Below are 24,867 nucleotides of genomic sequence, written 5' to 3' on the forward strand. Positions count from 1 at the left end.
AACCAGTGAACCAATAAACTATTTTATCTCCAATCTTTATATAAATTTATTAGCCCATTTGTAGAAGAATCATGTGTGCTAACTGGCTGATTGTCTTTTAATTCTGGTTGTATTTTTTGCGCTAACTGTTTGCCCAATTCAACTCCCCATTGGTCAAAGCTGAAAATATTCCAAATTACTCCTTGCACAAATATCTTATGTTCGTATAAGGCAATTAAGCTTCCTAAGCTATATGGAGTTACTTTTTTTAATAAAATGGAATTAGTAGGCCTATTCCCATCAAATACTTTAAAAGGAGCTAGCTCTTTGATTTGACTTTCTGATTTTCCAGAATTTTTCAATTCTTTGATCACTTCTTCCTCACTCTTGCCATTCATTAAAGCTTCAGTTTGGGCAAAGAAATTAGATAATAAGATATTATGATGATCTCCTAAAGGATTTAAACTTTGTGCAGGGGCGATGAAATCACAAGGAATTAATCGAGTACCTTGATGAATGAGTTGATAAAAAGCATGCTGACCATTTGTTCCAGGTTCTCCCCAAATTACAGGTCCAGTTTCGTAATCTACAGCGTTGCCATTACGGTCTACATGTTTGCCGTTGCTTTCCATATCTCCTTGTTGAAAATAGGCTGCAAAGCGATGTAGGTATTGGTCATAAGGTAAAATAGCATGCGTTTCTGCATTGAAAAAATTGATATACCAAACACCTAATAAACCTAAAATTACAGGAATGTTTTGCTCAAAAGATGTGTTTTCAAAATGCTGATCGCTGGCATGTGCACCCGCTAATAATTGTTTAAAATTATCAAAACCTATACCTAACGAAATAGAAAGTCCAATGGCGCTCCATAACGAATAACGACCGCCAACCCAATCCCAAAATTCGAACATATTTTCCGTATCAATTCCGAATGCTGCAACATCTTTAGCATTTGTACTCAAAGCAGCAAAATGTTTAGCAATATCTTCGGTTTTAGCGCCACTATTTAAAAACCATTCTCTAGCACTATGTGCGTTTGTCATGGTTTCTTGCGTAGTAAATGTTTTTGAAGCCACTAAAAATAAGGTAGTTTCAGGATTTACACTTTTTAAGGTTTCTGCTAAATGAGTTCCATCAATATTAGAAACGAAATGCATATTTAAACGTGTTTTATACGCTTTTAATGCTTCGGTCACCATTACCGGACCTAAATCTGAACCACCAATTCCAATGTTCACAATATCTGTAATTGCTTTGCCAGTATATCCTTTCCATTCTTCAAAAATAATCGCATTGCTAAATTTTTGCATCTTGGCTAAAACAGCATTTACATCAGGCATTACATCTTTCCCGTCAACCAAAATGGCTTTATTACTTTGGTTGCGCAGGGCGATATGTAATACAGGTCTACCTTCAGTCTGATTAATTTTATCGCCATTAAACATCGCTTTTATAGCCTCATCTAATTTGCATTCGCGGGCCAGTTGAATAAGCAATGCTAATGTGGTATCGTTAATTCTGTTTTTAGAAAAATCTACTAAAATATCTTCAAATAAAATGGAGAATTTCTTAAAACGCTCATCATCTTCTGCAAATAAGCTCTTTAAGTTGGTTTCGTTAATGTCTATAAAATGATCTGCTAAATATTTATAAGCAGAAGTGGTTGTAAAATTAATAGTAGGAAACATAAGAATGCGGTTTTTAATTTAGTTGTAAACACCTATACAAAGCAACTAAAAAATTAAACATTATGTTTGAAAATTTATAAATCTTACTAAAAGAACATAGTGTACACCTAAACAGTTTGTTATATTTGTGCTATGACTAAAGAACAAATTCAGGATTTAAGGGACAGAGTAACGTCGCTGAGGAGGTATCTTTGACGTTGAAAACCGACTAGAAGATATTCGCATTGAGCAAGAACTCACCTTGCAACCAAATTTTTGGGATGACCCGAAAAAAGCTGAGAAACACATTGCCGAAATTAATTCTAAAAAAGTATGGACAGATGGCTGGCAAAAAGCCAACGCTACTGTCGAAGACTTAGAAGTATTATATGAGTTTTTCCAAAATGGCGATGCTACCGAACAAGAACTTCAGGAACAATTTGATATAAGTTTAAAAGAAGTTGAAGATTTGGAATTGAAGAATATGCTCAAAACCAAACAAGATTCATTAAACGCAGTTGTTCAAATTACGGCAGGCGCAGGCGGAACAGAAAGTTGCGATTGGGCGTACATGCTTATGCGAATGTACTTGATGTGGGCCGAAAAAAATGGCTATAAAGTAACTGAACAAGATTATCAAGAAGGAGAGGTTGCAGGAATTAAATCGGTAACGATAGAAATTGCTGGGCAGTTTGCCTATGGTTACCTAAAAGGAGAAAATGGTGTGCATCGCTTAGTGCGTATATCTCCATTCGATTCAAATGCTCGTCGACATACTTCATTTGCCTCTGTGTATGTTTACCCATTAGTGGATGATACAATACAAATTGATATTAATCCGGCAGATGTAGAATTTGAAACGTTTAGAGCAGGCGGTGCAGGTGGACAAAACGTAAACAAAGTAGAAACCGCAGTGCGTTTATACCATAAACCTTCTGGAATAATCATCAAAAATCAAGAATCGAGATCGCAGTTACAGAATAAAGAAAATGCTTTACGTTTATTGAAATCGCAGTTGTACGAAATAGAACAACGCAAGCGTGATGAAGAAACAGCATTGATAGAAGGTTCAAAAAAGAAAATTGAATGGGGATCTCAAATTAGAAGTTACGTGCTAGACGATAGACGTGTAAAAGATCATCGCACAAATTATCAAACTTCAAACCCACAAGCAGTGCTTGATGGAGATATAAATGAATTTCTTAAAGCGTATTTAATGGAGTTTTAAGAGTATTTAGTAGTTAGTATAAAGTAATTAGGCATAATAACAATCCAACAATATTTTATACTTTTAAATTGTAATCAATTATTCAATGAAGAAGCTATTCATTTTTGTATTTTCTCTTTTTATCGTAATGGAAGTAAACGCACAACAAGTAATTCCACTGTACAATGGTGCAATTCCTGGAGCAAAAACTCCACCTGCAGATTATAAAGAGACCACGGTAACAGGCGACGATGGAGTGAAGAGAGTGAGTAAAGTTACAGATCCATCATTGACTGCCTATATCCCTGCAAAACCAAATGGTACAGCTGTGATTATTTGTCCAGGTGGTGGATATGGAATTTTAGCCATTGATAAAGAAGGAAATAATGTAGCTAAAAAATTCAATGAAGTTGGAATAACAGCTTTTGTATTAAAATACCGCTTGCCTAGCGATATAATTATGGATGATAAATCGATGGGGCCATTACAAGATGCATTGCAGGCTATTTATTTAATACGTAAAAATGCAAATGTATGGGGAATAGATCCTACTAAAATTGGTGTAATGGGTTTTTCTGCTGGTGGACATTTAGCAGCTAGTTTAAGTGTTCATTACAACGACATGAAAGTTCAAAACCAAGAAAATATTAGTCTAAGACCTAACTTCTCTGTGTTAATCTATCCTGTTATCAATTTTGGGAATTATGCACACGCTGGTTCTGTAAAAAACTTAGTGGGTGAACAACCTACAGATGCTCAGCGACGTTATTTTTCTGCAGAAATGCATGTTGATGCACAAACTCCACCAACTTTTTTAGTTCATGCTAATAACGATGGTTCTGTACCGGTAAAAAATAGTTTAGCCTATGATGAAGCTTTAGCAAAGCATAAAGTACTATCAGAAATGCACATTTACCAAGCTGGTGGACATGGCTTTGGCTTAAATAATACCACTACAAAAGAAAATTGGTTTGAAACATTGAAAAATTGGATGCGGACTAACAACCTGCTGTAAGCATAAACTGTGATTGCTAAAAACAAAATCTTCGCAATTATTGGAAGTACAAGAGCAGATTCGTCCAATCTTAGGCTAGTTGCTAAAATAAAAACACTTTCAACAGCTATTTTCGATTTGACGATTTTCGATGGTAATGCAAGTCTCCCACATTTCAATCCAGATCTTGATCATGAAAATCCACCAGAAAGTATAGTTAATTTCCGGAACAAGATTGCTGAAGCAGATGGAATATTGATTTGCACACCAGAATATATTTTCAGCTTACCTGGAAGTTTAAAAAATGCAATTGAATGGTGTGTTTCTACAACAGTTTTTTCTCATAAACCAGTTGGCTTAATTACAGCATCAGCATCTGGAGATAAGGCACAAGAAGAATTACGTTTAATCATGCAAACACTAGAGGCTAGATTTAACGATGATACTACATTACTTATTAAAGGGGTCAAAGGAAAAATTAACGATCAGTTGGAAATTGCAGACTCGGAAATGTCAGCCAACTTATTAAAATTTATACATGCATTTCACGATTTAATAAATCACTAAACTACTCCGATAAAATTTCCTGTAATTCTTTTAATTCCTCTACTTTTTCTGCAGCACCCAAATTTTCGTAGGCCGAAATAAGATTGCGAATAATACGACGAATAATTTCTGTATTGCTACATGGTGAATAAAACCCAGGTTGGGGTTCTAAATTAAGTTGACGTAAAAACTGATCTACATCATGTTTGCCGAAAATTGCACCTTTATTAAAAGCATTAATGTAAAAAAGCACACCGTATTCCTTTTCAGCATTGCTTTCATCTATATAACCTAAAATAAAATGCTGTGGTAAATTCACACCATAAACAGGAATATCTAGTTTTTGCGCAAGCGTAGCGTAAATAATAGCTAAGGATATTTGATTTCCTTTTTTACTTTCTAGAACCTGATTTAAATAGGAGTTTTGTGGATCGTGATGGTTTTTAGTGTTTCCGCCAAAGCCATACTGATTATAAAACACATGATTAATGAGCTTAATCTTTTCAATAGAACTCATTTCATATTGCAAACCTATCCAAATCTCTCGCTTTATTTCTTCAATCTGGTTAATGATCGCTTGCTCATCTAAATCTGGATATTGATAGCGATTAATAATTAAAGCACCCTGCAGTAAATCAAATGCACCACTTTGATACCATAAATTAAGATCTTCTTTAACGTTATTAAACTGGATCGTATGAACGATATTCTCGATACGCTCTTGCAGTAAAGTATCTAACGATTGCTCCCAAGCGCTTTCCAAATAAGTGATTACCTCATTACCGTAACTTAACAGGCGCTGTTGCACATGCTGATAGATTTCCTCATCGGGATCATCTAATAATTTAACTAAAGCATCTATTTCTGCAAGATTTTCCATTAAAAATGCAAATTACAATTTTCTGTTTACCTATTTTTGCGATTATGGTTTTTCAATTTTTTGTCGATTATCTCCAACATCGTTTTACTGCTAAGAGCAGACACGGTACGCATTCGCCCTTTGTTTATAAGCTCACTGATGAGGTAATTTACGACTTTTCTGCAAAAAAAGTATATAACAGCATTGAAGATCAACGAAAAAAACTTTTAAATGACGATAGGCTAATTACAGTAACTGATTTAGGTGCAGGATCACATTTAAATAAAAATAGAACAAAAAAAGTAAGTCAAATAGCCAAAAATGCTTTAAAAACTTCACGTTTGGCACAACTGATTTATCGTTTAGTCGAAAACCAAAAACCACAAAACATAATTGAGTTAGGCACCTGTTTAGGAATTACAACTTCGTATTTAGCAAAAGCAGCACCAGAAGCAAATATACTTACTATAGAAGGTTGTCCAGAAACTGCAGCAATAGCCTATCAAAACTTTAATGAACTTGGCTTAAACAATATCGAGTTACAAGTAGGTAATTTTAACGATTTATTGCCAAAGGCAATAAATGAAGCTGAAAAATTAGATTTTGTATATATAGACGGCAATCATACTAAAGAAGCAACGCTGAATTACTTTAATTGGTGTTTACCGAAAACCTACGAAAATTCACTCCTTATTTTTGATGATATCTACTGGAGCAAAGGCATGAAAGAAGCTTGGGAAGAAATTAAAAACCATCCTCAAGTTGCTATAACCATCGATTTATTTTGGATTGGATTAGTATATTTCAAAAGGGGACAAGCCAAAGAACATTTTAAGATAAAGTTTTAAGCTACAACTTCTTCTAAAATTATTCCTTATTGATAATTAATACAGAATATAAGTTTTTATTTAGCTAAGTAAAAAACACCTCTTACCGTACGCCCAAACGAATCTACAAGTCCTTGACTAGCATAAATTAATGTATGTTCATCGACTTTAATTATGGTATATGTGAACGTTTCAAGATTGTCGTCTGTTTTAAAAGAGAAGTTTTTTTGGTCTCTAATACCCCAAGTAAAAATCCTATCTGAAATTGCTTCATTTAAATGAACAAAATGTTCTAAGCCATTTCCAGCATCTTTAAATTCTATATAACAATCTCTTAAGCTGTAGTCTTCTTCTCCTAATTTTACCCAAGTATTATTTTTGGAATCAAAAGTCTCTCCTTGATTTTTCATCCATTTCCATTTGCCAATAAGCGCCTCTTTTAAAGGCTTGGAAGGTACATTAGGAGTTATAGGGTTTTTTTTACAGGCAGTTAAAGTGAATGCTGCAAGAGTGAGCACTAATATTAATTTTTTCATGTGGGATATTTTTGCAAAAAAACACATATATGTTTATATGTTAAGCATTTATACCCCAAAAGACTAGTTTTTATGGTTGTTTTGAAAAGCATGCTGTAAATATGAGCTATGTAACTAGTCTGTTTAATCGGTTTGGAATGACGATCGACTAAATATTTTTGAGAATTGGTAACCAGAATTTAGCATATAATATTACTGTTTTAAATTATTTAGCTGTTAATCAGTTAATTACATATTATAACTTATTTTTTAGTTGTATAACTGAAAAATAAGTTATAGCTTTAGTCTATGGAAGAATTAACTAAGGCAGAAGAGCGCATCATGCAAGTTTTATGGAAACTGCAAACTGCATTTGTAAAAGATATCATCGACGAATTGGAGGAGGAACCTAAACCACCATACAATACCATTTCATCAATTGTTAGGCTTTTGGAAAAGAAGGGATATGTAAGCTATAAAGCATACGGCAAAACCTACGAGTATTTTCCAGCCATTAGTAAAGAAGATTATACCAAAACCACGTTTTCTAAATTATTTTCAGGGTATTTCGATAATTCGCCTACAAGCCTATTATCATTCATGGTAAAAGAGGAAAAATTAAGTGAAAGCGATATAGAAGAACTAAAAGCTTTAATCAACAAAAAATCATAGGTATGGAATGGCTGATCTATCTTTTTAAAGTAAGTGTATGCTCTGGATTGTTCTTTGCCTTTTACCTGCTTTTTTTACGCAAACTAACTTTTTTTAGAGCAAATCGTTTTTATTTGTTAGCAGCATTAGTCTTAAGCTTTACTATTCCGGCATTAAATTTTAATCTAGAACGAGCAGCTCCTGAAATCGTTAACCGGGTGGTTTTCCCACAAGAAAATTTGACTGCAGTAAATACTCAGATTGCAGCTCCGGTAGTAACTCAACAGATAGATTGGCAATTCTTATTGATCTCAACGTATAAATTACTTGTTGTGGTTTTATTGCTCATTACTACATGGCGGCTTTTCCAATTACTAAGTTTTACAAGGCGACCAACTCGAGAAATTAATGGGCTAAAATTAGTTTCTAAAACGGATGGCTTTACCAATTGCTCTTTTTTCAACTATGTTTTTATTGACCAAGATAGCCTAACCGATAAAGAATTAGCGCTTTTGCTAAAACACGAAGAAGTACATGCCAAGCAATATCATTCATTTGATAAGTTATTGCTTATGATCACAAAGGCAGTATTATGGTTTAATCCAATTATTTATTTATACGATAAGGCATTAGAACAAACACATGAATATGAAGCGGATGAGGTGACGTCTCAAGATTTTGGGACAGCACCTTATGCTAACCTTTTATTAAAATTAGCCGTGGCTAGAGGGAATATGCCACTCATTCACAACTTCGTGAAAAGCCCCCTAAAAGAAAGAATAAAAATGTTATATAATTCAAAATCAAAAGACATGAAAAAATTAAGGTATGTATTGGCAATGCCAATAGGTTTGGTATTAGTTTGGGGTTTAGCTGTAAATGTGGTGTATGCTCAAACAAAAGAAACTGAAGTAAAAGAAGTGAGAATAGTAGGTAAAACAGAACCTGTAACGGTAAAGGAAGTAAGAGTTACAGAGGTGCCAATCAAGGTAAGGGGTGTGCAGGTAAATCCTAATACTAGTGTCTCTGGCAAAGTAGTGGCTATTACCGAAAAAAGAAATGATGTAGCTGCGGTTACAGTAACTGGAGTACAGGCAATAAATGGACAAATAGTGGGTACTGGAAAGGTGAATGCTATAAGTGTTGCTGGTGTAGAGGAAAGACCAATTGCCAGCAGAGCTGTGGGTGTTATGGCTACAGGAAGTAGAAATTCAGTTAATGCAGTAACGATATCAGGAGTAAAAAGTATCAATTCAACAAATACTAGAGGAATAGTAAGTGGTAACCAAGTGTTTGCTACAGTAACAGAACAGCCAATAGCTACTAGAACTAGAAGGACAAGTAAGGAAGAAGAAACCTTTTATGAAAGATATACAGCAATAGATAGAAATGGTGAAGCACATGATGTTGCAACAATAAAAACATTAAAAGGTAGCTCTGCTTCTGTAGAAATTCCTAGAAATGGAAAAGTAATGATTTACATAAATGGAGTTCCTTACACCGAAAGCCAAGCCGCAAACCTTAAAAAACCAGCAATTGAAACCTATAATATGGTTTCAGCATGTGAAAAAGGAGCTGAAGACTTTGCTAATAAATATCCTAATCTAGTTGGGAAATATGATGCAGTTCTAGAATTAAAATCTAATTAATCGCTATCTATGGAATGGTTTAACTATCTCTTAAAAGTAAGTGCTTGTACTACCTTATTCTTTGCCTTTTACCTACTGGTTTTAAGGAAGCTGACCTTTTTTAAAATTAATCGATTTTATTTACTAGGTAGTTTGTTGCTCAGCTTTGTTATTCCTGCTTTGCAATTTAAGATAGAAAAAGAGGTAGAGCAAAGTGCATTAATTGAACAAACTACTACTTTGTCAGATGTAGACTTAGCAGGAACTAGCTTTAGTACACCAATTGTGGTTGGCTCAGGCACTGGAGATATTGAGGTTGAACCTTTCGATTGGTATGCTCTACTTCCTTACGTGTACACTGCGGTTGTAATGGGTTTTTTAGCTGTAGCCGCATGGCGATTATTTCAATTGTACAAACATACCAGAACAAAAGCCCACGAAATAAACGGACTAAAATTAGTAGCAAAAAGTGCTGGATTTACCAACTGCTCTTTCTTTAATTATGTATTTATTGATCAAAATAGTTTAACAGAAGCAGAACTAAAGGTATTACTCCAACACGAAGAAGTACATGCAAGGCAACTTCATTCGATAGATAAAATTTTGTTAATGATAGCTAAAGCAGTGTTATGGTTTAATCCGATTGTTTATTTATACGATAAAGCATTAGAGCAAGCGCATGAATATGAAGCAGATGAAACTACATCCTTAAACTTCGGAGCTGAACACTACGCTCATCTGTTATTGAAATTAGCCGTTAGTAAAAATACAATGCCGCTCATTCACAATTTTGTGAAAAGCCCCATTAAAGAAAGAATTAAAATGTTGTTTCACTCAAAATCTAAAAACATGAAAAAATTAATGTACTTATTAGCATTGCCAATTGGATTGGGGTTGCTATGGGGTTTTACGGTAGATGTAGTTGAGGTTCCTACCAAAACTGCAAATGAATTTACTTTAATTCTTGATGCCGGCCATGGCGGCAAAGAAATTGGAGCCAATATAAATGGATATAAAGAAAAAGATATCGCATTAGCATTTACAAAAAAGATTAAAGCGTTGGCAGAAGCTAAGGGAATTAAAGTAGTAACTACCCGTGCTGATGACGAGAGTTTAAGCTTAGCTGATAGATTAAAACCACAAGGAGATTTCCTACTTTCTATTCATGTAAATAGTGAACCAATTGCTACTGGTGGTTCAAAAAATGGAATTGAAATGTATACCCCTACTTCAGATAATAAGTTAAACTGGTTTAAATCAACCAGCATGACTTATAATTTGTATAAAAATCTGACAACTGTAGAAGGTATCAAAACAGGTAATAAACCATTCCAGAAAAAACTATTTCTACTACAAAATTCAAACGCTGCAGGATTAGTGCTAGAAATGGGTTATTTAACCAACAAACAAGATTTAAAAACGATTACCAATGAAGCTAAGCAAGATGAATTAGCTACGGCCATAGTAAATGCTATTCTACAATATAAAACATATTTAAAAACAGATCAGGAGATAGAAAGGAATTTAAAAGGAGGAACATTACCAGAACCACCTAAACCTAATCAACAAAATGTGCCGTTGATTAAAAAAACAAGCATGAACTATAAAGATGGTAAAACAGGAGAGAAAATAGTGATCACTGCTAACGGTAAAACTTTCCCAATCATCTATACATCCCTTGCCGGACAAACGAAAGTATATTTTTACATCAACCAAAAAGTATACAGCGAAGCAGAAGCGATGCAGTTTACCCCAGCCTTTATTGCCAAACTAAGTGATAAAAGCGGTATAGGAAATATAAAAAGCACGTATGAAGTTCCTGGTGTAGAAAATACAATGGATAACTATGTCGTATGGTTTGGTGTAGAGCCAAAATTATCAGCTTATGCAGTTAAAAATAAAGACATTTATGAAAAGTACAATGGTAAAACTGTTGATGGAAAAGTAATTGATTATACCTATTCTCCAGTTTCAAAAGTAATGGATGGTTTTATTGTAAAAACAACCACAGGTGAGACTTTAAAAGCAAATGTTGAAGAGAAGTTTGCAAAACAAACGCAAGCTATGGTAACCAAAGGCGATAAAGTTTCTATAAAAATATATAATGCTAATTACAACGAAAATATAGCATTCCCAGTAGTATTTAGTTATAAATTAATGAAAGGAGATAAGGTTTTATTTGATAGATGGCCTAAAACTGCAAGTACATTAGTAAATGATGCTACTGTTAATGTGGTGCAAAACGAACAAGGTAAAATTTATCCTAAGCCAATGGTATATAAAGCTTTAAGTATTACCAATGATACTAAAAATAATATCTCTTATTTAAAAAAAGGAATTATGGAGATTGGAGAAAACAAACTAGAAGGAGAAGAAATTGCTTTTGATAAAAGAAAGGAAACGATTACTGCAAAAAACGGAAAACTTACATTAAAAGGTGGTACAGAGGTTGCAGAAAAGTATATCATTTACGATATAAAAAAAGGAACATACATTACAAATAAAACACCTGGAAATACTATTCAAGTTAATTCGGATGCTTACGAATTAATTTCGAGACTAAAGGCTAATAATGATTCTTTAAAAATGAATACTATAATGAATAAGACTCTTATAGTAAGCGGTAATGTAAAGTTAAATATCGATAAGTTTTTATTTAATGCCAAGGTATTTACCGTAGATAAAAATTCTGATGTCATAGTTGCTCATGTAGCAACTTTAACAACTCCAGAAGGTTATCAAATAAGTGGAGATAAAATTGAATACAATACACTACTTAAAAAATATACTGTAACACAACCAGTTGGCAGTGTGTATTAAAACTGGTAATTTATCAGTTTTTGTCATTCAGAGCGAAGCGAAGAATCTCAAAAACTTACCACACCAATTTATTCAAGAGATTTCTCCAAAGTCGGAATGACAATTAGTTAAAGGGCTGTCAAACCATATAAATTAATTTTTCATTCCGACTTTGCTCTATGTTCCTATGTGGTAAATCTTATTGGCCAGGCTGATAGCTTCTTTCTACATGTTTAAGCACATCTTCTTTATAAAAAAGCACATCTTTAAATTGTCCTTTGGTATACATTAAAGCCTGATCGTTGAAATGTTTTGAAGTGGGATCTCCACTATTTCCACCAGCTAGAATAGATTTTGCTTTAATCCGTTTGCCAAACTCAACTGCACAAACAAAACTATTGCCACTATATCCATAACGTTTATTTGTTTTAAAAGGGTTACTCACAAATGATCCTAATTGACCCCACATTGCGGAACCGAAACCTACAGGGATGCTGGGCGAATTGTCATCAAATTTTTCGTTAATAGCACCAGTCAATCGCTGGTATCGATTTACTTCCCCCCAAGCAATTTGCCATTTACCAAAACGCTTGGTTAAATCGGCAAGCGTAGCTTTTAATGGGTCTAATAATTCATTTGGCCGTGCTACTTTTGCAAATGCCGTGGTTGCTTCTACCTGATCTTTATCCCCAGGATTAATGTAAACTTTGCGAATGGCAGAGTTTAATCTAGGCGCCCACTCCATGGCTAAAGTAGTGGCTTCAGAATTTTCTCCAGATCTATAATCCCACGTTTTTAAAATAGCAATAGGCGCTTTTAATTCTTCTAATAAAGGATCGCTTTGTGGCAATTGATGATATGCTTTTAATAATGCAGGAATGAGTACTTCAAAACCAGGCATGTAACTATCGTAACCAGTTGCAATAACTTTATCTAGGGTGTATTTCATTGGTCGACTTAATAATTTTACTGCCGCTACACCTCTAAAATTTTCTCCATCCGGTGCCATATAGCTTGGGTAATTTGCTTTAATTGGACTGGATTTGCCTGCCGAACTAAATGGAGTAGAATTACAGTTTTGTAGCCAGCCATTTGGTGGATTATACACATGAACCATATCTTTCACATTGTGTAATCCTTTCCAAGCCGTTGCCGATGTAGAACCATCAACAACCTCAGTCCAATTATATATTGTATTTCTTACAGGAATAAAATTACCATGCCAGTAGGCAATATTTCCTTGCGCATCTGCATAAACCGTATTATTAGATGCATTTGCTTTTAAGTCCATTGCCTTTTGATAATCTTCAAAACTTTTAGCTTTAGTACGTACCCAACTTTGCACTAAACTTTGTGTATTTCTGTTTTTAGATTTTAAGCTAATCCATTTGCCGTCTCTGACCGCCATAACTGGTCCATTATTGGTAAAATAGGCGTTAAAATTTTTAGTTCTTAAAGTTTCTCCTTCACGATAGCGGATGGTTACTTTTTTCTCCATTACAGGGAATTTCTTTTTATCGTATTCATAAACTAAACCCTTATCCGTTTTACTTATTTTCTCAGCATACATATCGGCAATATCAACATTGTTAGACGTATGCATCCAGCCACAATGTTCATTAAAGCCTTGGTAAACGAAAAACTGACCCCAAGTTACAGCACCATATGCATTTAAACCTTCTTCGCTTTGCATTTGTACTTCTGGTCTAAAATAAAAGGTAGTATGCGGATTGATATATAAAATTGCATTACCAGATTCAGTCATTGATGGTGCAAAAGCAAAACCATTTGATCCACTATGTTGATCTTTTATCACAGGAACATAAGCCGTTGGCGAATAATCTCCTGTATAAAATTTCTTTAATTCTTCGATGGTTAAATCAGCAGTATTAATCGCACCAATACTTCCATCAGTCCATAGTAACGCGTACCAAGGTTTAAATCTAGTTAGTAGGGCAGGTTTAACTTGTGGATTTTTGTATAAATAATAGTTTATACCTGCAGCATAAGCATCCAATAATTTTTTAAGCCAAGGTTGGGCTTTTTGATAATCAGCTATAGCTTCAGTCGAATCTATTAATAAACGAATTTGCAAATCATTAAAAAGGCTTCGTTCCCCATTAATTTCAGCTAATCTCCCTAATTTTTCAATGTAGTTAAGTTCTACACGCTTAAAATCATCCTCACATTGCGCATACAAAAGTCCAAAAACTGCATCAGCATCTGTTTTGCCATATACATGTGGAATTCCCCAATTATCTCTAATAATAGTCACATTTTTAGCTCGAGCCTGATAAGCGGCAATTTCGGTAGGAGTAAATTTCTGAGCGAAAACAGAAAGGGGAAGTAAAAACAGTAATACTAATTTTTTCATGACCAAGAAGTAAAATATAATGAGAGAACCCTAAATTGAGAAATATTTTTGATTTAATAGTGGTTCGTTATAATCGGCTTTAAATTAATTGATTATGCAGGAAATTTTCATTTGTATTAGTATAGATAAATATCGAAATTAGTTTCAAATCTAAATTCATGCGCCACAATACAACAGTTGAAGACCATTTAAAAAATAAAGTAGAATGCACTTCTTGCGGATCAGTATTAACGGGCAAGTATTGTAGCACATGTGGTGAGAAAAGATTTGAACTTCATGATCTAGCTTTGAAGCATTATGCTGAAGAATCAATTGAAGGGATAACCCATTTTGATAATAAGTTTTTTAAATCGGTAAAACTGTTAGTGACGAGGCCGGGGTTGTTGGCATTAGATTTTTGCAGAGGTAAAAGAGTGCCGTTTATGCGTCCATTTGCTTTATTCTTTGTCTGCAATATCATTTATTTTTTACTAATTGGACAAAACAACCTGTTTTCAACACCGTTAACTAGTTTTTATAATTTTTATCCCTTTACAGAATTTCATTCAAAAGAGATTATAGATCAAGTAGCTCCAACAAATGAAAAGTTTAAAGTTGTTGCTACAATTTTTAATCAAAAGATGGGTATAGAATCAAAAGCCTTTTTAGTGGTTTTTATTCCCTTATTGGCCATTGGTGGTTTTTTAGTATTTAGAAGAAGATATCTCTCTGAACATTTAGTTTTTAGCACCTATCTTTTTTCGTTCTTACTTTTGTTTTACACTTTTTTAGGCTCCTGTATCACAAACCCTTACTACTATTTTTTTGTAAAAGGGAATTACGATAGCACCTATGATTTGGTTAGTGCGTTAACAGCATGGGTCATTTTTGGCGTATATTGTTTTTTTGCCTCAAGAAGATTTTATAATGCTTCCATAATCCGATCAGTTATCGGATCTGTAGTCATTATGTTTTTATTTTTAGCAGGGTTATACGGCTATAGAATATTGCTTTTCTTTAAAATTATACATTCAATTGGAGTTTAAACCAGTTAAAAAGCCTCTGCTAAACTAATATACATTCCACTTTGGCGTTTTTCATTTGCTTTTTTCTCCCCAATTCCATAATCCAAACGAACACTTAACCCTTTGGCAGTATCAAAGAAATATCTTCCGCCTACACCATAATTAGGCTTTAAATCATCAAAAGATAAATTGCCGTTAGAGAATACTTTTCCTCCGCCAGCAAAAGCAACAATACCAAATCTGTTCATAAAACGATAACGCAATTCCGCTTGTGCCGCTACTAAATTCTCATCCCGATAGCGCCCAGTATAATAACCACGCATAATTTCATCATTACCTAACTGCGGTAAAAGATAAAATGGAGTTTGTGTGCCCTGCACAGTATGATATAAGCCTTGTATGCCCAATACTACTTTTGGTGCTAACGACCAAAAATTACGCACATTTACCTTTATTTGGCTGCCTGTAAAATGGCTGCTACCAAAAACATCTGGTGCATATTGATAAGTTATTCTGCCAAAAAACCCTTTTGTTGGGTAATTATTAGAGTTTCTCGTGTCATAACTTTGAGATAAACCAACATACGCAACCGAACCACCAGTTCTATCGTGTAAAGCAGGCGATGAACTGTAAATTCCACCAGTAATTTTATCGGTAAAACTATAGTTTTCAAACCCTAAAGAAATTCCAGTATAAGCGTGTTTAATAAATGTTTTCTCTGCATCTAAAAGGATTTTTATTTGCTGTTGCACCAGCTTATCTTCATCACTTTTTTGCGTGTTATTTCCTATGCCATAAAAGTTAAAAGGTGTTTTTTTAAAGCGTACTTCACCAATAAAATGATAAAGATTTCCCTTTGTCCATGCATCACCTTTTAACGTTAAATTATATGTCTTTTTCGTAGAGTAAGAAGCTGTTCCAGAGAAATTAGAACTTCTATTAGTTGTATCTTTTCTATCCATATAAAATGAATACAGTGCACCTAGGCCAAATTCAAAACCAGTTTCCTGCGCATAACCTAATACAGGTATCGGCATAAAGCTAGCCTTACGAGTAGTATCTTTTTCGTTCGATAATAACTTTTGAATTAGTTTTTTTTGAGCCCAAAGAGGATTAGTCAAAACAGTCAGTACGCAAAAAATCAATATTTTTTTCATCGCCACAAAGTAAAGGAATTATTGCTTAAAAGTTTAATAGCGTATTTGGATATAATAAGCAGTTTGATTGCAATTTATAGTTTGAGATGGATGTCACTCAACTTCTTAAAAATTCATTTTCAACTTCACTGTTAAGACGGGGTTTGGTCGGAGTTTGGTCGGGGTTTGGTCGGACTTGTGACAATTGTACCCGACTAAAGTCCGTATCAACTGCGAATTAAACTGGAGCTTAAATAATCCAATTAGAGTTCTCCTTGGTCATAGTATCATTGCCTATTAATAGAACCACTCTTTAATCTAATTTAACTAATAGTTAATAGTGCGGCCAGACCAAAAAATCGCAATAGAAAATTATCAATTTCACTTTAACCTAAAATCTGTACTTTTGCAGCAAACAATAAAAATATACAGATGAGTACGACAAGAGGACCGATATCGAAATTTATGGAGACTAACTATCTTCATTTTAACGCTGCGGCGATGATGGATGCAGCTAAAGGTTATGAAACCCATTTAGAAGAAGGTGGAAAAATGATGATTACCCTTGCAGGCGCAATGAGTACGGCAGAGTTGGGCATTTCTTTAGCGGAAATGATTAGACAAGATAAAGTGGCTATTATTTCATGTACAGGTGCAAACTTAGAGGAAGATATTATGAACCTTGTTGCGCACTCACACTATAAACGTGTTCCAAACTATCGTGATTTAAGTCCGCAAGATGAGTGGGACTTATTAGAAAATCATTACAACCGTGTAACGGATACCTGTATTCCAGAAGAAGAGGCATTTCGTCGTTTGCAAAAACATATTCACAAAATTTGGAAAGATGCTGATGCTTCAGGCGAGCGTTATTTTCCGCATGAGTTTATGTACAAAATGCTGTTAAGTGGAGATTTAGAGCAATACTATGAAATTGACCCTAAAAATTCATGGATGTTGGCAGCTGCCGAAAAGAATTTGCCAATTGTAGTGCCAGGATGGGAAGATTCGACGATGGGAAATATCTTCGCATCTTACGTGATGAAAAATGAATTGAAAGCTACCACCATGAAAAGTGGTATTGAATATATGGGTTATCTAGCAGATTGGTATATCGCAAACTCGGCTGGCAAAGGAATTGGCTTTTTCCAAATTGGTGGCGGTATAGCAGGAGATTTCCCAATTTGTGTGGTTCCGATGTTGTATCAAGATATGGAAATGGAGAATATTCCATTCTGGAGTTATTTCTGTCAGATATCTGATTCCACTACTTCTTATGGTTCTTATTCGGGCGCTGTGCCAAATGAAAAGATCACTTGGGGTAAATTAGATATTCATACGCCTAAATTTATTGTAGAATCTGATGCTACGATTGTAGCTCCATTGATATTTGCTTGGATATTAAAAATGTAATTTAAAATCCAAATTTTTTTCAAAAAGATAAGCGCAAGAGAATCAGCAGTATTTTAAAAATTGCTGATTTTTTATTGTTTAAAGGGGAAAATACAATAATTTAGAATGATTATAAATTGTATTTCACTGTCATTAATATGTCATTGGTATCTTAATAAATTTTACTTTTGTTCAAATCTTTCTGAATGGCTTAATCAAATCATCATCTAGATTTAAAATTAATTTCAAAAAATAGCATAAAATACTCATTATGAGGAATATCTCATTAATTCTTAAGAAAGTTTGGAAGTCGGCATTTATTTTTGCCTCTTTATCTTTTTTAATTGTAACTGTAACACAGGCACAAGATGTAGTAGCTGGTAGAACATTGTTTAAAGCAAAATGTGCTTCTTGCCATGCTTTAGATCATGATGCTACAGGTCCGGCACTTACTCCAAAGGTGAATGAATTGGATGAAACCTTTTTGCTTGCGTGGATTAAAAACAACGTTGCTTTAAGAGCTTCTGGAAACGCACAAGCAATAGAGGCTGCAAAGTTTTCTCCTTCGGAGATGACGGCATTCCCTACGTTAAAAGATGAAGAAATTAAAAACGTCATCGCTTACGCAAAAGCAGGAGAGCCTAAGAAAGCTGCAGAAGCTGGTGCTGCTGTTAAAGACGAAGGCACTTCAAGTCTTTCTATTGTTGGTGTAATTGCCATCATTATCCTTTCTATTATTGTATTGGTGGTTTTAGGCCGTGCAGTAAAAATGTTAGAGCGCTTAATTCTACAAAAACAAGGTATAGAAATTGTTGAAGAAGAAAATGTATCTCTTGCTACAGGAGTTAGAGCATTATTTAAAAACAAGAAATTTGTTGCCTTCTTTGTATTGTGTTTAATCATTGTATTAGGCTCATTCGGTTGGATGGGTATGTGGGAAACAGGTGTACACACAGGTTATCAACCAGTACAGCCAATTAAATTCTCACACGAATTACATGCTGGTATCAATCAAATCGATTGTCAATACTGTCACTCTGGTGCATTTAAATCAAAAAACTCTACTATTCCTTCACTTAACGTTTGTATGAACTGTCACAAAAACGTACAAGCTAGAACAGAGGATGGTCAGATTTCACCAGAAATTCAGAAGATATACAATGCTTTAGGTTACGATGCTGATAAACAGACTTACGATAAAACTAAAGAAAAACCAATTGAGTGGGTTCGTGTTCACAACTTGCCAGATTTTGCATATTTCAATCACTCACAACACGTAGTAGTTGGTGAAGCAGCAATTCGTAAAGAAAAAGGTATCAATCCAAAAGACCCAGTATGTTTCGCTTGCCATGGTCCTGTTAATACAATGGAAGAAATTTATCAATATTCTCCATTAACAATGAAATGGTGTATCAATTGCCATAAAGATGCAGATATCTCTGGTAAGAAAAATGATGCTTTCTATGCGAACATTATTGCAGCGCATGAGAAAATTAAAAAAGGCGAAAAAATTACTCCAGCCATGTTAGGTGGTTTAGAGTGTGGTAAATGCCATTATTAATTAATAGAGTTTAGTAAAGAACGTTCGATAAACAGTAATAGAGCTTAAATGGAAAGCAATAAAAAATACTGGAAAGGCTTAGAGGAGCTTAAAAACACTCCCGATTTTGTTCAAAACAACAAAAACGAATTTGCAGAGCCACTTCCAATAGAAGATGTTTTAAGTGAAGCAGGATTAAGTACCGTTACCCCACGCCGTGACTTTTTAAAAGCCTTAGGTTTTGGTTTAGGTGCGGTAACCTTAGCAGCTTGTCAAACAACACCTGTACACAAATCAATTCCTTATTTAATTAGACCGGAAGAGGTTGTGCCAGGTATCCCTAACTATTATGTTTCGACTTTTAAAGGTCAAAGCGTATTGGTTAAAACAGTAGTTGGTAGACCGATTAAAATAGAGGTTAATCCAAATGCTGGTGTATTTAGCACAGGTACAGATGCACAAGCGCAAGCTTCTGTGTTAGATTTGTATGATGTATCTAAATTAAAAACGCCTTTGCTTAAAAAAGCAGAAACAACTTGGAGTAAATTAGATGAGTTTGTAAAAGGCGAATTAAATAAAGCACAAGCATCAGGTAAAAAAATCCGTATTGTTTCATCTAGCTTAAATAGCCCATCGGCTAAAGCAGTTGTTGCAGATTTTGCGGTTAAATATCCTACATCAAAACTTGTACAATACGATGCGGTATCTTATACAGGTATCATCAAAGCAAATGAGAATAGCTTTGGTAAAGCAGTATTGCCAAAATATAACTTCGATAAAGCAGACTTAATTGTAAGTTTTGCTGCAGATTTCTTAGGAACTTGGATTAGTGGAGAAGAGTTCACTGCGCAATATGTTGCAAACAGAAATCATAAATCGTTAGAAAAAGGTAAAATGTCTCGCCACTTTCAGTTTGAAACTGGTATGAGCTTAACAGGTACTAACGCTGATACACGTATTCCGATTAAATTATCTGAAGAAGGTCCGGCATTAATTACCTTATACAATGCAATTACAGGTAGCAATTTAGCTGGCGGAACATTAGGAAATAATACCAATGCCGATAAAGCTTTAAAATTAGTTGCCAAAGAATTACTACAAAACAAAGGAAAATCTGTAGTAGTTTCTGGTTCTAACGACGTTTCTACTCAAACTTTAGTAAATGCCATTAACTCTGCTATTGGTAGTTATGGTACAACTATCGATTTAGATAATCCAAATAAACGTTACGAAGGTAATGATGCAGAATTTGCAGAATTAATTAATGAAATGAACAGAGGAGAAGTTGCTGCGGTATTCTTCTTAAATTCAAACCCTGTTTATGATTCAACTAATTCAAAAGCATTTGCTGAAGCCTTAGCTAAAGTAGCTTTAAAAGTTTCTTTCTCAGATAGAGTTGATGAAACTTCAGATAACTGTGATGTTGTTGCCATTACACCTAACTATTTAGAGTCATGGGGTGATGCAAATACATACGAAGGTTTCTATTCTATCGTACAGCCAACAATCAATCCTGTTTTCAATTCTCGTCAAGCAGAACAAAGTTTATTAATTTGGTCTGATGCTGCTGTTCAAGATTACTACCAATATGTACGTAACAATTGGGAGAAAAACATTTTACCTAGTGTAGGTAAAACTTGGAATGATGTATTACAAAGTGGTGTAGTTATGGCAGCGCCAAAAACTGCAGGTGCTTATAACTTCGCTCTTTCTTTAGATGCTGTTGCTACTTCAATTGCAAATAGCAGCAAAGCTTTAGCTAAAGGAAACGGAAAAGATACGTTAGAATTACATGTATACGAAAGCATTCCGATGCGTGATGGTAAACATGCTAACAATGCATTCTTACAAGAGTTACCTGATCCAGTTTCTAAAGTAACTTGGGATAACTATTTAGCGCTTTCACCTAAACAAGCTGAAGCATCAGGTTACAAAGAATTTGATGTAGTTACCATCAAGGATGAAAAAGGAACATCAATTGATTTACCTGTATTAATTCAACCAGGTCAGGCAATGGGTACTGCTTCTGTAGCTTTAGGTTACGGACGTACTAAAGTGGGTAAAGCTGGTGATAATGTAGGTAAAAATGCCTTCCCTTTTGTACAGTTTAGTAACGGTACTTTAAGTTATGCAACTACAGTTAAATTAACTGGAACTGGCATGACAGAAGAATTGGCGCAAACACAAACGCACTATTCATTTGAAGGTAGAAATATTATTCGCGAAGCAAGTTTAAAAGATTACTTAAAAGATCCAGCTGCTGGTTCTGGTAATCACCATAAACATAAAGTTTACGATTTATGGACTACAGATAAATACGAGAAATTAGGTAATGACTGGGTAATGGCAATCGATTTGAATGCTTGTACTGGTTGTGGTTCTTGTATTGTTGCTTGTAATGTAGAAAACAACATTCCAGTTGTAGGTAAAGATGAAGTTCGTAGACGTAGAGAAATGCACTGGTTGCGTATCGATCGTTATTACAGCTTTAACGATGAGAAAACTGGCGAAAATGTAACTGAAGAAAAAGAAATCGCTCACATGAGCAATTTAGATAATGTTTCAGTTGTTCACCAACCAATGTTATGCCAACACTGTGATCACGCACCATGCGAAACAGTTTGTCCGGTATTAGCAACTGTACACTCATCAGATGGTTTAAACCACATGGCTTACAACCGTTGTGTTGGTACACGTTATTGTGCAAACAACTGTCCATATAAAGTTCGTCGTTTCAACTGGTTTAACTACTGGAATGATTCACGTTTCGATAACTACTTAAACAATGAATTTACACAATTGGTATTAAATCCAGATGTTACTACACGTTCTCGTGGGGTAATGGAGAAATGCTCTATGTGTATTCAACGTATCCAAGCTGGTAAATTAACTGCCAAAATGGAAAAACGTGCACTAAAAGACGGAGATATCAAAATGGCTTGTCAACAAGCTTGTTCGGCTAACGCGATTATCTTCGGTGATAAAAACGATCCAAATTCAGAGGTATCGAAATTATTGCGCAGTGAACGTACCTACTACGTTTTAGAAGAAATCAACGTACAACCAGGTATTGGTTATATGACGAAAATTAGAAATATAGATTCAGAAACTAAAGAAGTACACGCTTAAGCCGTACTTACAGCAATATAAATTATGTCAGGACATAACGAATCAATTTTAAGAGAACCATTAATTACCGGTAAAGACATTACGTATGCTCAAATTACGAATGATATTTTACTGCCGGTAGAAAACAAGCCTAACAGGGCTTGGTGGATTGGCTTTATCATCGCACTTTGTGGTGCTACACTTTGGGTAGTTGCCGTGAGTTATACTTTTTGGTTCGGTATCGGATCATGGGGTTTAAATAAAACAGTTGGATGGGCTTGGGATATCACCGGTTTCGTATGGTGGGTAGGTATTGGTCACGCAGGAACGCTAATTTCTGCAGTATTACTACTCTTCCGTCAAAATTGGCGTAACTCTATTAACCGTTCTGCAGAGGCGATGACTATTTTCGCCGTTATCTGCGCCGCAACATACGTAGTATCGCACATGGGTCGTCCATGGTTAGCGTATTGGGTATTACCATTACCAAATCAGTTTGGTTCACTTTGGGTAAACTTTAACTCTCCGTTAGTATGGGATATGTTTGCCATCTCTACTTATTTCTCAGTATCATTATTGTTTTGGTATACAGGTTTATTGCCTGATATCGCAACCATTAGAGATAGAGCAATAGGTATGCGTAGAAAAGTATATACCATCCTTTCTTTCGGTTGGACTGGTAATGTGAAAACTTGGCAACGTTTTGAGGCGGTGTCTCTAATCTTAGCAGGTATTTCAACACCACTTGTACTTTCGGTACACACTATTGTATCTATGGACTTTGCAACCTCTGTAATTCCAGGATGGCACACTACCATTTTCCCTCCATACTTTGTGGCTGGGGCGATTTTCTCTGGCTTTGCGATGGTGTTAACCTTATTATTGGTTGCACGTAAAGTATTAGGTTTAGAAAATTATATCACCATGTTCCACATCGAATCGATGAACAAGATTATCATCTTAACAGGTTCAATTGTAGGTGTGGCTTACTTAACTGAGTTCTTTATCGCTTGGTACTCTGGTTCAGAGTATGAGCAATACGCCTTCATAAACCGTTCTACTGGTCCTTACTGGTGGGCATATTGGATGATGATGACTTGTAACGTAATCTCTCCGCAGTTGTTATGGTTCAAAAAAATCCGTACCAGCATTGCAGCTACTTGGATTTTATCTATCGTGGTAAACATCGGTATGTGGTTTGAGCGTTTCGTAATTATTGTAACCTCTTTACACCGTGATTATTTACCATCAAGTTGGGCAATGTTTTATCCAACATGGGTTGATGTAAGTGTATTTGTAGGATCAATTGGAGTATTCTTTACTTTATTCTTATTGTTCTTAAGAGTATTACCTTCTATCGCGATAGCAGAGGTGAAATTATTGTTGAAGAGTGCGAGTGAGCAATCTAAAATGGAATTAATCAAAGACGGTCACTTGGATAAAGAACAAGTAGCTGAGTATATAGAGTCTTTAGATAAATTTGATAGTGTTAAACAAGAAGAATACGCAAAAATATAACAATGAGTAATATCAAATATATTTTAGGCAGTTTTGGCGATCCTGATGAAATGATGCATGGCATCGAAAAATTGCAGGAAAATAACATCAAGATACATGATGTATATACGCCTATGCCTATCCACGGCATCGAAGCAAAATTAGGAGTAAAAAGATCTAGGTTAGATATAGCTGCATTCTTTTTCGGTATTACCGGAACGATAACTATGTTAACCGGGGTTTATTTAGCTACAGTAGTAGATTGGCCGATTAACATTGGTGGTAAAACCCACTTTGCTTTACCAGATTTTATTCCAATAACTTTTGAGTTAACGATTTTATTTTGTGCTTTTGGCCTAGTAGGATCATACTATGCTTCTACTCATTTATTTCCGGGAAGAGCACCAAGAGTAATGGATTTACGTGCAACTGATGATCGTTTTATCATCGCTATAGATGCAAAACAAAATACTGAGCACACTAAAATTGACGAACTATTAAAAGGTGCTGGTGCTTTAGAAGTAAAGCATAATGAAAGGAAGTATGTTAGCTATGAATAAGAAGAATATAGTTTACGCCGCATTTATACTACTTGCTTCTGTGGCGATGCTTTCGGCTTGTAGAGATAAACGCAGTACAGGCTTAGAGTATGCAAGAAATATGTATGATCCAATTGCTTACAATCAGGATCAACCAAACAAAAACTTTGCAAATGGAGCTACTGCACAAACTCCACCAGCAAATACAGATCCAATTGGATTTGTAAGATATGAGTACGCTAATACAAAGGAAGGTTATGAAGCTTCTGCAGCATTAGTGAACCCTTTACCTTTAACAGAAAAGAATTTAGTAGAAGGTAAACACTTCTTTACTGTATTCTGCGCTCCATGCCATGGTGAAAAAGGCGATGGTCAAGGTCATATCGTAAAACTAGATAAAGGTATTTCTGGAGTTCCAGCATATCATGGAGCTGATGCAGTTTCATCACGTGGTGGATTAATGAAAGATATGCCAGCTGGTAAAATTTATCATACTATTATGTATGGTTTAAATGCAATGGGATCTCATGCTTCACAACTTACACCAGACGAAAGATGGAAAGTAGTGATGTATGTTCAACAATTACAAAAAATAAAATAAG

General features: G+C 34.9%; 19 protein-coding genes. 14 read left to right on the plus strand and 5 right to left on the minus strand.

What is annotated here, in order from left to right:
• Positions 1 to 23 precede the first annotated feature (23 nt).
• A complete protein-coding gene (gene pgi / locus HQN85_RS09310) occupies positions 24 to 1,670 on the minus strand; it encodes a glucose-6-phosphate isomerase (RefSeq protein WP_173271511.1) in 1,647 nt (548 codons plus the stop codon).
• A 132-nt stretch (positions 1,671 to 1,802) separates the two neighbouring features.
• On the opposite strand from pgi, the gene prfB reads away from it, so the two are divergent.
• From prfB to HQN85_RS09325, 3 genes are all read left to right on the plus strand, one after another.
• A protein-coding gene (gene prfB / locus HQN85_RS09315; protein ID WP_173271513.1) for a peptide chain release factor 2 occupies positions 1,803 to 2,877 on the plus strand; the annotation gives its coding sequence in 2 pieces (ribosomal slippage) (positions 1,803 to 1,862 and positions 1,864 to 2,877; 1,074 coding nt in all).
• An 85-nt stretch (positions 2,878 to 2,962) separates the two neighbouring features.
• The gene (locus HQN85_RS09320; RefSeq protein WP_173271515.1) at positions 2,963 to 3,871 is read left to right on the plus strand and encodes an alpha/beta hydrolase; all 909 of its coding nucleotides are present in this window, start codon (positions 2,963 to 2,965) and stop codon (positions 3,869 to 3,871) included.
• Positions 3,872 to 3,880: 9 nt separating this feature from the next.
• Positions 3,881 to 4,417 carry an NADPH-dependent FMN reductase gene (locus HQN85_RS09325; RefSeq protein ID WP_173271517.1) on the plus strand — a complete coding sequence of 179 codons (537 nt, stop codon included), beginning with the start codon at positions 3,881 to 3,883 and terminating at the stop codon, positions 4,415 to 4,417.
• Position 4,418: 1 nt separating this feature from the next.
• Here HQN85_RS09325 and HQN85_RS09330 read toward each other — a convergent pair whose 3' ends face one another.
• Positions 4,419 to 5,276 (minus strand): transglutaminase-like domain-containing protein, encoded by an 858-nt coding sequence (locus HQN85_RS09330; RefSeq protein WP_173271519.1) that lies wholly within the window; start codon positions 5,274 to 5,276, stop codon positions 4,419 to 4,421.
• Between the two features lie 5 nt (positions 5,277 to 5,281).
• Here HQN85_RS09330 and HQN85_RS09335 point away from each other — a divergent pair, with 5 nt between their 5' ends.
• On the plus strand, positions 5,282 to 6,103 hold the full coding sequence (locus tag HQN85_RS09335; RefSeq protein WP_246249709.1) for an O-methyltransferase: 822 nt from the start codon (positions 5,282 to 5,284) through the stop codon (positions 6,101 to 6,103).
• A gap of 56 nt (positions 6,104 to 6,159) precedes the next feature.
• Here HQN85_RS09335 and HQN85_RS09340 read toward each other — a convergent pair whose 3' ends face one another.
• Positions 6,160 to 6,618: a hypothetical protein gene (locus tag HQN85_RS09340; RefSeq protein WP_173271521.1), complete on the minus strand. Its 459-nt coding sequence runs from the start codon at positions 6,616 to 6,618 to the stop codon at positions 6,160 to 6,162.
• Between the two features lie 288 nt (positions 6,619 to 6,906).
• Between HQN85_RS09340 and HQN85_RS09345 the strand changes: the two genes are divergently transcribed.
• Genes HQN85_RS09345 through HQN85_RS09355 form a run of 3 tightly spaced genes read left to right on the plus strand, consistent with a single transcriptional unit; the run spans position 6,907 to position 11,696 of the window.
• Positions 6,907 to 7,269, plus strand: coding sequence for a BlaI/MecI/CopY family transcriptional regulator (locus tag HQN85_RS09345; protein ID WP_173271523.1), 363 nt, complete (start codon positions 6,907 to 6,909; stop codon positions 7,267 to 7,269).
• A 2-nt stretch (positions 7,270 to 7,271) separates the two neighbouring features.
• Positions 7,272 to 8,897, plus strand: a complete 1,626-nt coding sequence (locus HQN85_RS09350) for a M56 family metallopeptidase (protein WP_173271525.1) — start codon at positions 7,272 to 7,274, stop codon at positions 8,895 to 8,897.
• Between the two features lie 9 nt (positions 8,898 to 8,906).
• Positions 8,907 to 11,696 (plus strand): N-acetylmuramoyl-L-alanine amidase, encoded by a 2,790-nt coding sequence (locus HQN85_RS09355; protein WP_173271527.1) that lies wholly within the window; start codon positions 8,907 to 8,909, stop codon positions 11,694 to 11,696.
• A 178-nt stretch (positions 11,697 to 11,874) separates the two neighbouring features.
• Here the strand turns inward: HQN85_RS09355 and HQN85_RS09360 are convergent, their stop codons facing one another.
• Entirely contained in the window at positions 11,875 to 14,049 is a 2,175-nt protein-coding gene (locus HQN85_RS09360) for a penicillin acylase family protein (RefSeq protein WP_173271529.1), read from the minus strand.
• Positions 14,050 to 14,207: 158 nt separating this feature from the next.
• Between HQN85_RS09360 and HQN85_RS09365 the strand changes: the two genes are divergently transcribed.
• On the plus strand, positions 14,208 to 15,074 hold the full coding sequence (locus HQN85_RS09365; protein WP_173271532.1) for a DUF3667 domain-containing protein: 867 nt from the start codon (positions 14,208 to 14,210) through the stop codon (positions 15,072 to 15,074).
• 5 nt (positions 15,075 to 15,079) lie between these two features.
• Here HQN85_RS09365 and HQN85_RS09370 read toward each other — a convergent pair whose 3' ends face one another.
• Positions 15,080 to 16,210: a BamA/TamA family outer membrane protein gene (locus HQN85_RS09370; protein ID WP_173271534.1), complete on the minus strand. Its 1,131-nt coding sequence runs from the start codon at positions 16,208 to 16,210 to the stop codon at positions 15,080 to 15,082.
• A 411-nt stretch (positions 16,211 to 16,621) separates the two neighbouring features.
• Here HQN85_RS09370 and HQN85_RS09375 point away from each other — a divergent pair, with 411 nt between their 5' ends.
• The 6 genes from HQN85_RS09375 (at position 16,622) to HQN85_RS09400 (ending at position 24,866) form a co-directional block, all read left to right on the plus strand.
• Positions 16,622 to 17,602 carry a deoxyhypusine synthase family protein gene (locus HQN85_RS09375; protein WP_173271536.1) on the plus strand — a complete coding sequence of 327 codons (981 nt, stop codon included), beginning with the start codon at positions 16,622 to 16,624 and terminating at the stop codon, positions 17,600 to 17,602.
• Between the two features lie 250 nt (positions 17,603 to 17,852).
• Positions 17,853 to 19,142, plus strand: a complete 1,290-nt coding sequence (locus HQN85_RS09380; protein ID WP_173271538.1) for a c-type cytochrome — start codon at positions 17,853 to 17,855, stop codon at positions 19,140 to 19,142.
• A gap of 48 nt (positions 19,143 to 19,190) precedes the next feature.
• Entirely contained in the window at positions 19,191 to 22,250 is a 3,060-nt protein-coding gene (locus HQN85_RS09385; RefSeq protein ID WP_173271539.1) for a TAT-variant-translocated molybdopterin oxidoreductase, read from the plus strand.
• A 24-nt stretch (positions 22,251 to 22,274) separates the two neighbouring features.
• Positions 22,275 to 23,747 carry an NrfD/PsrC family molybdoenzyme membrane anchor subunit gene (nrfD, locus tag HQN85_RS09390; RefSeq protein ID WP_173271541.1) on the plus strand — a complete coding sequence of 491 codons (1,473 nt, stop codon included), beginning with the start codon at positions 22,275 to 22,277 and terminating at the stop codon, positions 23,745 to 23,747.
• Between the two features lie 2 nt (positions 23,748 to 23,749).
• Positions 23,750 to 24,286 carry a DUF3341 domain-containing protein gene (locus tag HQN85_RS09395; protein ID WP_173271543.1) on the plus strand — a complete coding sequence of 179 codons (537 nt, stop codon included), beginning with the start codon at positions 23,750 to 23,752 and terminating at the stop codon, positions 24,284 to 24,286.
• Entirely contained in the window at positions 24,258 to 24,866 is a 609-nt protein-coding gene (locus HQN85_RS09400; protein WP_173271545.1) for a c-type cytochrome, read from the plus strand. Before HQN85_RS09395 ends, HQN85_RS09400 begins: the two co-directional genes overlap by 29 nt.
• Position 24,867: the final 1 nt, after the last annotated feature.

It is taken from the genome of Pedobacter boryungensis (assembly GCF_013204825.1).
Classification (GTDB): Bacteria; Bacteroidota; Bacteroidia; order Sphingobacteriales; family Sphingobacteriaceae; genus Pedobacter; species Pedobacter boryungensis.